The sequence below is a fragment of the Rhizobium phaseoli genome, from assembly GCF_010668805.1.
Lineage (GTDB): Bacteria > Pseudomonadota > Alphaproteobacteria > Rhizobiales > Rhizobiaceae > Rhizobium > Rhizobium phaseoli_A.
On sequence record NZ_WUFT01000004.1, the window covers coordinates 101,614 to 113,679 of the forward strand.

Below are 12,066 nucleotides of genomic sequence, written 5' to 3' on the forward strand. Positions count from 1 at the left end.
CATGATGGCTACGGCTTCCCATTAGGATGCGGTGCCTATACATGAAGGACGTCTAGATAACAAGAGCCAACAGGCCGCATTGAGCGGGTCCTGCGGGCGATCGGAGACGAGTTGGCAGAGCAGGCACGGGCTGAGGAAAACAAGAGGCGGTCGCTACGGCCGCTCGGCAGGCTGACGCCCTACGTCATGCGCTATCGCGGCCTAGTGGCGGGCGCATTGATGTCCTTGGCGCTTGCCGCCATCACCTCGCTGGCGCTGCCCCTCGCCGTGCGTCGCATGATCGACCACGGCTTCACCCAGTCCGACGGCCGCTTCATCAACAGCTACTTCGCCATGCTGATGATCATGGCTGTCGTGCTCGCGGTCGCAAGCGCGTTGCGCTATTATTTCGTCATCACCATCGGTGAGCGCATTGTCGCCGATCTTCGCCGCGATGTCTTTTCCCATGTGACGAGGCTGTCGCCCTCCTTCTTCGACGTCAACCAATCCGGCGAGATCGTTTCGCGCCTGACCGCCGATACGACGCAGATCAAATCCGCCGTCGGCGCCACAGCCTCGGTGGCGCTCAGAAACCTTATCCTCTGTCTCGGCGCGATGGGCATGATGATCGTCACCTCGCCGAAACTTTCCAGCCTTGTCATCGGGGCGATCCCGCTGATCGTCTTCCCGCTCGTCGCCTTCGGCCGCTCGGTGCGCAAGCGCTCACGCGCCGCCCAGGATACGCTCGCCGGCGCCTCCGCCTTCGCCAACGAGACGATCGCCGCGACCCGCACTGTCCAGGCCTTCAACGGCGAGGATGCCGCAGCGACGCGCTACGGCACCGCCGTCGAATCCGCCTATGAAGCGGCCCGCGCCGCCATCCGCTCGCGCGCCCTGCTGACCGGGATCGCCATCACGCTGATCTTCGGCAGCGTCGTCGCCGTGCTCTGGGTCGGCGCCCACAGCGTACTCGCCGGCACGCTTTCGGCCGGCACGCTCGGCCAGTTCCTGCTCTATGCCGTCATCTCCGCCGGCTCGCTCGGTGCGCTGTCGGAGGTTTGGGGCGAACTTTCGCAGGCAGCCGGTGCTGCCGACCGGCTGACCGAGCTTCTCGACGAAGTCTCGCCGATCGCCGCCCCCGCCAGCCCGCAGGCTCTTCCTTCGCCCGGCCGTGGCCGCGTCGAATTTGCCGATGTACACTTTGCCTATCCCTCGCGCCCCGGAAAATCGGCGCTGCATGGGTTGAGCTTCGCTATTGCGCCGGGCGAGACGGTCGCCATCGTCGGCCCTTCCGGTGCCGGCAAGAGCACCGTCTTCTCGCTGCTGCTTCGCTTCTACGACCCGCAGCGGGGCAGCGTGAAAATCGATGGTGTCGACGCTCAGCTGACAACGCCGGACGAGCTGCGCCAGCGCCTTGCCATCGTGCCGCAGGATGTCACCATCTTTGCCGCCTCGATCCAGGACAACATCGCCTTCGGCCGTCCCGGAGCCTCGCCTGACGAGATCCGCGCCGCAGCCCTTGCGGCCCAGGCCGATGAATTCATCGCGCGGCTGGATCAGGGTTACCAGACCGAAGTCGGTGAACGTGGCATTACGCTCTCCGGCGGCCAACGCCAGCGCATCGCCATCGCTCGCGCCATCCTGAAGAACGCGCCGGTGCTGCTGCTCGACGAGGCGACCTCAGCACTTGACGCCGAAAGCGAGACGCTGGTGCAAAAGGCGCTCGATGGCCTGGTGGACGGCCGCACGACGCTCGTCATCGCCCATCGCCTGGCAACCGTGTTGAAGGCCGACCGCATCCTCGTCATGGATCAGGGCCGCATCGTCGAGGAGGGCACCCACCAGAGCCTGATCCGCCAAGGCGGCATCTATGCGCGGCTGGCGCGGCTGCAATTCGACGCCGCCAACGAGGATGTGCTCGCTGCCACGAAATAGGCCGTCATCCCCTATCTCCGCCGACAGCGACTAAAGTCTGACTTCCTCCGCACCTTCCTGCGGTTGTCATTCGAGTCTCCTGCCCTACCCTCTCCATGCCCCGGGTTGGGGAATATCGCTATCGAAATTTGGGGAGGAGATAGGAATGGCGCCTTTCGATATGACGCGACGTGCGGGCCTTGCGCTCGGTTTCGGCGTGCTTGCGGCCTGTGTCTTCGGCGCGCCTGCCATTGCTGCCGATTTTCCCGATCGCGCGATCACCATGGTCGTGCCCTTCGCGGCCGGCGGCTCGACCGATGTCGTTGCCCGCATCGTCGCGCAGAAGATGTCGGAGGATCTCGGCCAGCAGGTGATCGTCCAAAACGTCGCCGGCGCAGGCGGCAATCTCGGCGCCGATAACGTCGCCCGCGCCGAACCTGACGGCTATACCATTCTGATGGGCACTGTCGCGACCCACGCGCTCAATCCGCTGATCCTCAAGTCGACCCCCTATGATCCCGAGAAGGACTTCGCGCCGGTCTCACTGCTTGTCGTCGTGCCGAACGTGCTGGTCGTCAATCCGGAATTGCCGGCCAAGACCGTGCCGGAGCTGATCGCGTTGCTGAAGGCCGAGCCCGACAAATACAGCTATGCTTCGTCGGGCAACGGCACGCCGCTGCATCTTTCCGGCGAACTCTTCAAAGCCATGGCTGGCGTCAGCATGCAGCACATTCCCTATAAGGGCGCCGGCCCGGCATTGAACGACGTCATCGGCAATCAGGTGCCGATCATGTTCGACAACCTGCCCTCTTCGTCGAGCCACATCAAGGCCGGCACTTTGCGGGCGCTGGCAGTGACCACGGCCGAGCGCGCGCCCTCCTTCCCCGATGTGCCGACGATCGCCGAGTCAGGCATAGCAGGTTACGAGACCTATACCTGGAATGCGCTTTTCGCCCCAGCCATGACGCCGAACGAGGTCGTGATGCGCCTCAATGCCTCGGCCAACAAGGCGCTGAAAGACCCCGCCGTTGCCGAACGGATGAAGGAATTCAGCGCCACCATCGTCGGCTCGACGCCGGAGGAACTCGCCGCCCATGTGAAGGCCGAGCTTGCCAAATGGGGACCGGTAGTCAAGGGCGCGAACATCCAGATGGAGTGACGGCGGCGCAGACGCTTTCGCTTGCGTCCGATGGAAATCGTGGCAATTGGACGCTAGAACAGGATGATTTTAGGCCCGTTGGCCTAAAATCTGAATCCTGTTCTACAGCAAAGATTAGAGCATGATGTCGTCCGAAAACCGCGCACACTTTTCGGCATCATGCTCTAAGCAGCCAATTCTAATTAAGGTAGTGGAAAAGCTCGCCATTTTGATCTAGCCTCATTGACGCTGATGGTTGCAATTCAGCGTTTCGGGAGACATCCATGTATAAATTCGAAGTTTATAAGGATAAATCAGGCGAGTTCCGCTTCCGCTTCAAGGCATCGAACGGGGAAGCCATGTTCTCGTCCGAGGGCTACAAGGCGAAGGCGTCCGCCATGAGTGCCATCGAATCCATCAAGAAGAACACGCCTACTGCCGACGTCGTCGATCAGACGAAGGCTGAATCCTGATCAGATCGGCAGCGGCGGCTTAAATGCCGTCCCTGCCCTTCCGCGCGCCCTGAGCAGCGCCGGTACCCTTGAGCCCGCCCGGCCTGGTTGCTTGTCATTTTCGGCGACATTTATTTTTCGCATATTTTTTGAAAGCCATGTCGAAATGGCCGGCGGCCGCGCCTCATTGTCTCGGAACGGCTGAACCGCTCCGCCGGGAGTCACGGCTGTCGGGATATTCCCGATATCGGATGTCCGGATCAACGCCACAACAAGATCAGGAGTTTTCCATGCAATATGCTCTTATCATTCGCGAAGCCGCCGAGGATTTCGCCAACCGCAGCGATCCCGCCTATCGCGACGGCTGGGTCGCCTACAGCAAGGCGCTCGCCCAGGCGGGGATCATGACCGGTGGCGCCGGGCTGACGGCCCCGGAGACCGGCACGGTCGTGCGGCGCAAAGGCGATGAGCACGACGTTCAGGACGGCCCCTATCCAGAAGGCAAGGAACAACTTGGCGGCTTTTATCTGATCGATGTTCCCGACATCGACACCGCACTCGAATGGGCGACCCGCGTGCCTATCTCCGACAAGGGGTCGGTCGAGGTGCGCCCGCGCCTGCAGATGTGAGGCGGCAATGCCGCCCGATGCCGCCCGCGCTGCCGAAAAGGTAGCGCGACAGTCCTACGGCAAGCTCATCGCCTTCCTTGCCGCCCGCTCGCGCGACGTGCCGGCGGCGGAAGACGCACTGTCGGAAGCGCTGGCTTCGGCCCTTCGTGTCTGGCCGGAGCGCGGCGTGCCCGGCAACCCGGAAGCCTGGCTGCTGGTGGCTGCACGCCGCAACCTCATGCAGGCCGCCCGCCATCGCATCGTCGAGACCAATGCGCAAACGACGATATCGGTCGCCTTCGAGGAGGCGGAGGAACGCATGAACGAAGCCGGCCACGCCGTCTTCCCCGATGAGCGACTGAAGCTGCTGTTTGCCTGCACCCATCCCGCCATCGACAGTTCCGTGCATACGGCGCTGATGCTGCAGACCGTTCTCGGCATCGAGGCGAGAACCATTGCACGGGCCTTCGTCGTTTCGCCGGAGGCGATGAGCCAGCGGCTGGTGCGGGCCAAGGTGAAGATCCGCGATGCCGGCATTCCCTTCGCCATCCCGCCCCGCCCGGCCCTGGCAGGGCGGCTCGCCACCGTGCTGTCGGCAATCTACGCCGCCTACGGTCTCGGATGGGACGGTCTCGACGGCATAGAAGGACACCATTCGCTTGCCGGTGAAGCGATCTCGCTCGGCCGCGCACTTCTGGCGATGCTGCCGGACGAACCGGAGGCGATCGGCCTTCTGTCGCTGATGCTTCACTGCGAGGCCCGCCACAACGCCCGGCGCGACAGCAATGGCCGATATGTGCCGCTCGACGAGCAGGATACCGTTGCGTGGAACGCGATCATGATAGCCGAGGCGGATACCCTGCTGCGCAAGGCCGGAGGTTTCGACCGGTTCGGCCCCTTTCAGTGCCAGGCGGCGATCCAGTCCGCACATGCGGCGCGCCGGCTTTCGGGGACGACCGACTGGCAGGCGCTGACGACACTCTACGCGGCGCTGGTGATGATGAAACCGACGCTCGGCGCACGCGTCAGCCAGGCTGCGGTGATCGGCAGGGCCTCGAACGCCGCCGCCGGCCTGGAACAGCTCGACAAGTTCGACCCGCGCGACGTTGCGGCATACCAGCCCTATTGGGCCGTGCGGGCCTTTCTTCTGGCACAGACCGGCGACAATGCCGCCGCAGCGGACGCCTATATGGCGGCGATCGGCCTCAGCGACAGCCCCGCAGTGCGCGATTTTCTCGCCGACCGGCTGAAGGAGGCGCGGCAATCAATCTCAGGCTGATTATTTCTCGGTCAGCTTCAGCTCGATGCGGCGGTTGGTGGCGCGCGCATCCGGTGTTTCGCCTGGCGCGATCGGTTGGAACTCGCCGAAGCCGGCAGCAACCAGCCGGTCGGCCGGCACGCCCTGCGCGATCAGGAACTTCACGACCGAAATCGCGCGGGCCGAAGAGAGTTCCCAATTGTCGCGATAGCGGCCTGTTCCGCCAAGCGGCACATTATCGGTATGGCCGTCGACGCGCAGCACCCAGTTGATCTCCGGCGGAATTTCCTTGGCGACATCGAGAAGGGCGGCGGCAAGCTTTGCCATCTCGGTCTGCCCCTCCGGGTTGAGATCGGCGCCGCCCGAGGGAAACAGCACTTCCGACTGGAAGACAAAGCGGTCGCCGACGATGCGGATATTCTCACGGTCGGAAAGGATCTCGCGCAGGCGGCCGAAGAAGTCGGAACGGTAGCGGTTCAGTTCCTGCACGCGCGCGGCAAGCGCAACATTGAGGCGGCTGCCGAGATCGGCGATCTTGGTCTGCGAGACCCGGTCTTTATCCTCCGACGCCTGGAGGGCTGCTTCGACGGCGGCGATCTGGCTGCGAAGCGCTGAGATCTGCTGGTTCAGCAGTTCGACCTGGCTCAGCGCCCGCTCGCTCACCTGCTTCTGCTCGTCGAGCTCCTGGGTCATCGAGCCGATCCGCTTCTGCGCCGCATCCTGCCCCCCCGACCCGGCACTCAGCAATGCCTGTAGCCGCGAACGATCGCCCTCGGCACTGGCAAGCGAGGCCTGCAGATTGGCGACCGAATCCAGGAGGTCCTGGTTGCTGCCCTTTTCGAGCGCGAGAAGCTGCGTCAGCTCGTTGATCTGACTGTTGAGGCGATTGAGCGCCTCATCACGTCCGGTGATCTCGCGGCTGAGGATGAACTGTCCGACGACGAACACCGTCAATAGGAACATGATTGAGATGAGCAGCGTCGACAACGCGTCGACGAAGCCCGGCCAGTAATCCACCGTGCGTTCACGGCGCCGGTTGCGGGCAAGAGCCATGGCTTATTTGCCCTCGCTCTTTTCTGCCTGGGTGGCGCGGTCGCGCACCCGCTCGCCCCGGTCGCCTGCGCGCTCCTGCACGCCGATGCGTTCGGCCAGTCGGTCGAGCGTGCGGCGCATCGCCTTCGCCTCGTCCTGCTGTGCCTCGATCCAGTCGCGCAGCATTTGCTGCTCGTTACGCATGTTCTTGACGAGACCCTGAATGCCTTCGGCAAGGCTCGCCATGGCAGCGACGGAACGCTGGCTGCCGGCCCCGCCCTCTTCGGAGACCTTACGCAGATAATCGGAGAGAGCGCGCATGTCCTCGGAGGAAGCGCCGGAAACGGCCTCGAGGGCGGGTGCCAGATCGGAACCGACATCGGTGACCGAGGAGAGCCAGTTTTCCAGCTCCATGTAGAAGCGGTTCTGCGCGCGGCCGGCCTGCAGGTCGAGAAAGCCGAGGATGAGCGAGCCGGAGAGGCCGAGCAGTGAGGACGAGAAGGCCTGGCCCATGCCCGAAAGCGGCGTGGAAAGCCCTTCCTTCAGCGCCGAGAGCACGTCCCCCGTGCCGTTCGAGCCGGCGTCGAGCGACTGAATGACGATGCTGATCGAACCGATCGTGCCGATGAGGCCCCAGAAGGTGCCGAGCAGGCCGAGGAAGACAAGCAGGCCGATCAAGTAGCGCGAGACATCGCGCGATTCGTCGAGGCGGGTGGCGATCGAATCGAGGATCGAGCGCAGCGCCGTCGTCGACAGCGCCACTGCGGTCTTGCGGCTGCCGATCAGCGCCCGCATCGGCGCAAGCAGCCGCGGATTGCGGTTGACCTTGTCGGCGCTGCCCGCTGCACGAAACGAGTTGAACCAGCGCACTTCGGGGCGAAGCGCCAGTACATGGTTGAAAACAAGAATGATTCCGACCCCGAGAACGCCGACGATCAGGCCGTTGAGGCCCGGATTATGCATGAAGGCGGTCTGCGTCTGGCGGAAGAGGATGGCGGCGATAAAGCCGACGATGACGAGGAAAAGCAGCATCGTCCAGAGGAAGGGCATCGGGCTCGAAAGCCTGTAGGCATAACCGCCTGCCGTCTTTTCGGTGGAGCCGATCTCCGCCACATTCACATTTTCCATAGGGTCCGCTGCCTCCGGAGTCATTGCTGGCGGAGCCTAGAGCAACATTGTGCCGAATTGAAGTATGCCGAGGCGAAAACCCTGACTTTACAACAGCCGGATTTTCGTTCGCTTACTTGGCAGGAATTGGCCGCCTGACGACTTCGATCAACGCCTTGTGGATGGCTTCGTTGCCGGCGATGATCGCGCCGCTCTCCAGCATGGCCGTTCCGCCGTCCCAATCGGTGGCAAATCCGCCGGCTTCGCGGATGAGCAGGATGCCGGCCGCCATGTCCCAGGGCGCAAGCTCCGCTTCCCAGAAACCGTCAAAACGCCCAGCGGCGACATAGGCAAGGTCGAGCGTCGGCGATCCCAAACGGCGGATGCCCGCCACTTCGCCCATCACGTGGCGAAGCTCGACCAGAAACTTGCCGTGATTGCGCTTGCCCAGCGCCGGCACGCCGCAACCGATGACGCAATCCGACAGCGCGCGGCGCGCGGCGACACGCAGGCGCCGGTCGTTGAGGAAGGCGCCGCCGCCGCGCTCGGCGGTGTAGAGCTCGTCGGTTGCCGGATTGAAGACGACAGCGGCAACGATCTCGCCGTTGCGTTCGAGCGCAATCGAAACAGCGAAGGCCGGGATGCCGTGCAGGAAGTTGGTCGTCCCGTCGAGCGGGTCGACGATCCAGCGATGCGCGCCATCCGTGCCCTTGATCTCTTCGCTTTCCTCGCCGAGGAAACCATAGGTCGGACGCGCCTTGAGCAACTCTTCCCTGACGATCTTTTCGGCCTTGCGGTCGGCGGTGGAAACAAAGTCGCCCGGTCCCTTCACCGAAACCTGCAGGTTCTGCACTTCGCCAAAATCACGCCCCAGTGATTTTCCTGCCTTGAGGGCAGCCTGAACCATGACATTGAGAAGAGCTGAACGGGCCATCGGCGCATTTCCTTGGGACTGATACGGGGTGCGCGCTGCCAGGGGCGGGAAGTGTCCCTGAACTTGCATGACAGGCAGCGCTGCAAAGATTGGCGGCCTCAAGACCACAAAATCAGGGAAATTTCAAGAGGAGGCGCGCATGGCTGCCCTGCAGCGCCAAACACCATTAATTTTATTCTGGACAGATAAGTCCAATATCGATAGAAGCTTTGACATGGCACGACACAAGGAATTCGATCGCGACATCGCCCTTCAAGCCGCCATCAGCGTATTTTCCGAGCACGGCTATGAAGGCACCTCAACCGCGGACCTGCTGACGGCGATGAATATCAGCCGACAAAGCATGTACGATACCTTCGGCGATAAACGCGGACTCTATCTGGAAGCACTGAAGCGCTACAATACCGAAAGCATCGGCAAGATCATGGCCGATCTTCACCGCAACGGCCGACCGATCGAAGCACTGGAAGGCGCACTTGTCGCCTTCGCCTCGCGTCCCGCAGCCGAGGCGCGGCGCGGGTGCCTCGGGGTTAGCGCCATCTGCGAATTCGGCCGCACCGATGCCGAGGTCGCGGCTCTTACCGACAGCGCCGGCCGCGCGCTTCACTCGGCGATCGAGAGCCTTCTCGGCGAGGCTCGAGGGGCCGGAGAACTCGCGACCGATATCGATATCGCCGATGCCATTCCATTTCTCGGCGCTGCTCTGTCGGGCATGAAAGTCAGCGCCCGAAACGGCGCCCCGCCGGAGACGCTTCGCGGTATCGCACGCATGGCAATCAGAAGCCTCCGCTGACCGAAGGTAAGCATGGAGATGATTTTCCATCGGCAATTCTAGACTGATCGATCCGAAAAAAAGGAAACCACATGTCTCAATCTCTTTCGACCAAGGTCGCCCTCGTCACCGGTGGCGCACGCGGCATCGGTGCGGCCATCGTCCGAAGGCTCGCCGCTGATGGCGCTGCCGTCGCCTTCACCTATTCGAGTTCCGAGCACAAGGCGAAGGCGATCGTCGCCGAACTGGAGGCTGCCGGCCACAGAGCGCTCTCGATCCGCGCCGACAGTGCCGATGCGAAAGCCGTGCAGGACGCAGTCACGCTGACGGCCGAGCATTTTGGCGGGCTCGACATTTTCGTCAGCAATGCCGGCATTCTCATCCTCAACTCGTTGGACCAATATTCGATCGACGATTTCGATCGCATGTTCGCGGTTAATGTCCGCGCGGCTTTCGTCGGCATCCAGGCAGCGGCCAAGCACATGAAGGACGGCGGTCGCGTCATCACCATTGGCAGCGTCACCGCCGATCGCAGCGGCTTTCCCACATCGTCGGTCTACAGCATGACAAAGGGCGCGATCGCCTCGATGACCCGCGGCCTTGCCCGCGATCTGGGCTCGCGCGGCATCACTGTCAACAATATCCAGCCCGGCCCGACCGCAACCGATATGAACCCTCACAAAGACGATCACGAGCGCCTCAAGCCACTGATGGCCCTCGGCCGACTGGGCGAAGACCGCGAGATCGCCGGTCTGGCCGCCTATCTCGCGAGTGCCGAAGCTGGCTTCGTCACAGGCGCGAGCCTGACGATCGACGGCGGCTATCTCGCCTAATCCCGGATAAAACACACAAAATCCGGCGGTATCGCGATATCGCCGGATTCTCCTCGTTCTGTCGAAACCGATCTCAGAACTTCTGCTGCGTCATCAACACTTCGCGGGCGATCTGATCGAGCGGCAGGATACGGTCAACGCCACCCTTGGCAATCGCCTCCTTCGGCATGCCGAAAACAACGGAGCTCGCCTCATCCTGGGCCACCGTGTAGGCGCCGGCCTGATGCATTTCCAGCATGCCGCGCGCACCATCGTCGCCCATGCCGGTCATGATGATCCCCATGGCGTTCGAGCCGGCCGAGCGCGCTGCCGAACGAAAGAGCACATCGACGGAAGGCCGGTGCCGCGACACCAGCGGCCCGGTCTTCACGCTCACATAATAACGCGCACCCTGGCGTTCGAGCAGCATGTGCTTGTCGCCTGGCGCAATCAGCACATGGCCGCGCAGCACCGGATCGCCATCGACGGCTTCCTTGACCTCGACTTCGCAGAGACCGTTCAGCCGTTTGGCGAAGGCCGCGGTAAATTTCTCCGGCATATGCTGGACGATTACCATGCCGGGCGCATTGGCCGGCAGTTCCTCCAGGAATTCGCGCAGCGCTTCGGTGCCGCCGGTGGAGGCGCCGACGCAGACCACCATTTCCGTCGTCTTCGCCATGGCCCGCCCCGTCGGCGGCGGCAGCATCACATCAGCCGTCAGCTTCTTGGCCGGCCCCTCCGCGGCAGCCGAACGGATGGTTCCGGCGGCCCTCCGCACGTTGGAAAGCCGCGCATGCGAAGCACTCTTGACGACTTCGCGAATACGCATGGCATCATCAGCGAGGCCGTCGGCGGCACCGATCTTCGATTTCAGAATGACGTCGACGGCACCGGCCTCCAGCGCCTGGATCAGCGTTTCCGAGCCCGCTTCCGTCAGCGACGAGCACATCACCACCGGGATCGGCCGCTGCGCCATCAGCTTGCGCAGGAAAGTGATGCCGTCCATGCGCGGCATCTCCACATCGAGCGTGATGACATCGGGGATCTCCTCCTGCAGCTTCCGCGCCGCCATGAACGGGTCGGATGCCACCGCCATGATCTCGATATCGGGATCCTGCTCCAGCACATGCGCCAGCGTCTGGCGGATACTGGCGGAATCGTCGATAATCAGTACGCGGATTTTCTTAGCCATGAAGCCTCTAGATACGCTGAAATACCGTGTTCGAGACCTGCTTCAACGGCAGGTCGAAGCCGGTGATCGATTCGGAATGACCGATGAACATGTAGCCGCCCTTCGCCAAGCAGTTGCAGAGCCGGTTGAGCACGCCGGCCTGAGTCTGCTTGTCGAAATAGATTAACACGTTGCGGCAGAAGATAATGTTCATCGCTTCGCCGATCGGGTATTTCTCGTCCATCAGGTTCATGCGGGCAAAACCCACCCTGCTGCGCAGTTTCGGCGTGATGCGCACCTCCCGCCGGTTCGGCTGCTTAGCTGTCAGCACGTATTTGCGCTGCAGGTCGCGCGGCACTGGCGCGATCAAATCCTCCGGATAAATGCCTCGGCGCGCCGTCTGCAGCACGTCTGTGGAAAGGTCGGTGGCAAGCACGTTGTAGGAGACGTCGCTGCGGCTTTCGGCGAATTCGGCCAACACCATCGCCATCGTATAGGGCTCCGCCCCCGTCGAACAGGCAGAACTCCAGGTGCGGATGGTTCGCACGCCGCTATTGGCGATCGCCGGCAACGCCACTGTCTGCAGATAGTCGAAATGCTTGGCTTCGCGGAAGAAGTCGGTCTTGTTGGTGGTGACCACATCGATCAGGTAGACGGCTTCCTGGGCGAGGCCGTCATGATCGAACAGGAAGTCGCAATAATCGTCGAAGGTCGAATGGTTGGTCGCACGAAGGCGGCGCCTCAGCCGCCCTTCGAGCATCGTTAGCTTGGTCGGCGGCATCTTGATGCCGCTATAGTCGTAAATGAACCGGGCAAGCTTGTCGAAATTGCGCTTGCTGATCCGGTCGCCCGGCAATTGGGTTTCCACCGCTGCTGCCATACTCATAGA

General features: G+C 62.8%; 12 protein-coding genes. 7 read left to right on the forward strand and 5 right to left on the reverse strand.

Annotated elements, in window-relative coordinates; translation table 11 throughout:
• Positions 1-111 precede the first annotated feature (111 nt).
• The 5 genes from GR197_RS07610 to GR197_RS07630 all read left to right on the forward strand — a co-directional run bounded on the left by GR197_RS07610 (position 112) and on the right by GR197_RS07630 (position 5,370).
• Complete coding sequence (locus GR197_RS07610; RefSeq protein WP_164008143.1) at positions 112-1,914, forward strand: ABC transporter transmembrane domain-containing protein; 1,803 nt, start codon at positions 112-114, stop codon at positions 1,912-1,914.
• Between the two features lie 145 nt (positions 1,915-2,059).
• Positions 2,060-3,052 carry a Bug family tripartite tricarboxylate transporter substrate binding protein gene (locus GR197_RS07615; protein ID WP_164008145.1) on the forward strand — a complete coding sequence of 331 codons (993 nt, stop codon included), beginning with the start codon at positions 2,060-2,062 and terminating at the stop codon, positions 3,050-3,052.
• A gap of 263 nt (positions 3,053-3,315) precedes the next feature.
• Positions 3,316-3,504: a YegP family protein gene (locus GR197_RS07620; protein WP_164008147.1), complete on the forward strand. Its 189-nt coding sequence runs from the start codon at positions 3,316-3,318 to the stop codon at positions 3,502-3,504.
• A 269-nt stretch (positions 3,505-3,773) separates the two neighbouring features.
• The gene (locus GR197_RS07625; RefSeq protein WP_164008149.1) at positions 3,774-4,112 is read left to right on the forward strand and encodes a YciI family protein; all 339 of its coding nucleotides are present in this window, start codon (positions 3,774-3,776) and stop codon (positions 4,110-4,112) included.
• Positions 4,113-4,119: 7 nt separating this feature from the next.
• On the forward strand, positions 4,120-5,370 hold the full coding sequence (locus tag GR197_RS07630) for an RNA polymerase sigma factor (RefSeq protein ID WP_164008151.1): 1,251 nt from the start codon (positions 4,120-4,122) through the stop codon (positions 5,368-5,370).
• Here GR197_RS07630 and GR197_RS07635 read toward each other — a convergent pair whose 3' ends face one another.
• The 3 genes from GR197_RS07635 to GR197_RS07645 form a co-directional block, all read right to left on the reverse strand.
• Positions 5,371-6,402: a peptidoglycan -binding protein gene (locus tag GR197_RS07635; protein ID WP_164008153.1), complete on the reverse strand. Its 1,032-nt coding sequence runs from the start codon at positions 6,400-6,402 to the stop codon at positions 5,371-5,373.
• 3 nt (positions 6,403-6,405) lie between these two features.
• Positions 6,406-7,509 (reverse strand): flagellar motor protein MotA, encoded by a 1,104-nt coding sequence (locus tag GR197_RS07640; RefSeq protein WP_164008155.1) that lies wholly within the window; start codon positions 7,507-7,509, stop codon positions 6,406-6,408.
• 112 nt (positions 7,510-7,621) lie between these two features.
• Positions 7,622-8,422 (reverse strand): inositol monophosphatase family protein, encoded by an 801-nt coding sequence (locus GR197_RS07645; RefSeq protein WP_164008157.1) that lies wholly within the window; start codon positions 8,420-8,422, stop codon positions 7,622-7,624.
• A gap of 214 nt (positions 8,423-8,636) precedes the next feature.
• On the opposite strand from GR197_RS07645, the gene GR197_RS07650 reads away from it, so the two are divergent.
• Complete coding sequence (locus tag GR197_RS07650) at positions 8,637-9,215, forward strand: TetR/AcrR family transcriptional regulator (protein ID WP_164008159.1); 579 nt, start codon at positions 8,637-8,639, stop codon at positions 9,213-9,215.
• 71 nt (positions 9,216-9,286) lie between these two features.
• Positions 9,287-10,027 (forward strand): 3-oxoacyl-ACP reductase family protein, encoded by a 741-nt coding sequence (locus GR197_RS07655; RefSeq protein WP_164008161.1) that lies wholly within the window; start codon positions 9,287-9,289, stop codon positions 10,025-10,027.
• 73 nt (positions 10,028-10,100) lie between these two features.
• On the opposite strand, the gene GR197_RS07660 is transcribed toward GR197_RS07655, so the two are convergent.
• Entirely contained in the window at positions 10,101-11,198 is a 1,098-nt protein-coding gene (locus GR197_RS07660; protein ID WP_164008162.1) for a protein-glutamate methylesterase/protein-glutamine glutaminase, read from the reverse strand.
• A 7-nt stretch (positions 11,199-11,205) separates the two neighbouring features.
• Positions 11,206-12,063, reverse strand: a complete 858-nt coding sequence (locus tag GR197_RS07665) for a CheR family methyltransferase (protein WP_164008164.1) — start codon at positions 12,061-12,063, stop codon at positions 11,206-11,208.
• Positions 12,064-12,066: the final 3 nt, after the last annotated feature.

Bases quoted from the DNA above. Each gene is read 5' to 3' on its own strand.
- GR197_RS07655 (WP_164008161.1), top strand. From the start codon at position 9,287: ATGTCTCAATCTCTTTCGACCAAGGTCGCCCTCGTCACCGGTGGCGCA.
- GR197_RS07625 (WP_164008149.1), top strand. From the start codon at position 3,774: ATGCAATATGCTCTTATCATTCGCGAAGCCGCCGAGGATTTCGCCAAC.
- GR197_RS07640 (WP_164008155.1), bottom strand. From the start codon at position 7,509: ATGGAAAATGTGAATGTGGCGGAGATCGGCTCCACCGAAAAGACGGCA.
- GR197_RS07645 (WP_164008157.1), bottom strand. From the start codon at position 8,422: ATGGCCCGTTCAGCTCTTCTCAATGTCATGGTTCAGGCTGCCCTCAAG.
- GR197_RS07660 (WP_164008162.1), bottom strand. From the start codon at position 11,198: ATGGCTAAGAAAATCCGCGTACTGATTATCGACGATTCCGCCAGTATC.
- GR197_RS07635 (WP_164008153.1), bottom strand. From the start codon at position 6,402: ATGGCTCTTGCCCGCAACCGGCGCCGTGAACGCACGGTGGATTACTGG.
- GR197_RS07615 (WP_164008145.1), top strand. From the start codon at position 2,060: ATGGCGCCTTTCGATATGACGCGACGTGCGGGCCTTGCGCTCGGTTTC.
- GR197_RS07650 (WP_164008159.1), top strand. From the start codon at position 8,637: ATGGCACGACACAAGGAATTCGATCGCGACATCGCCCTTCAAGCCGCC.
- GR197_RS07620 (WP_164008147.1), top strand. From the start codon at position 3,316: ATGTATAAATTCGAAGTTTATAAGGATAAATCAGGCGAGTTCCGCTTC.
- GR197_RS07630 (WP_164008151.1), top strand. From the start codon at position 4,120: ATGCCGCCCGATGCCGCCCGCGCTGCCGAAAAGGTAGCGCGACAGTCC.
- GR197_RS07665 (WP_164008164.1), bottom strand. From the start codon at position 12,063: ATGAGTATGGCAGCAGCGGTGGAAACCCAATTGCCGGGCGACCGGATC.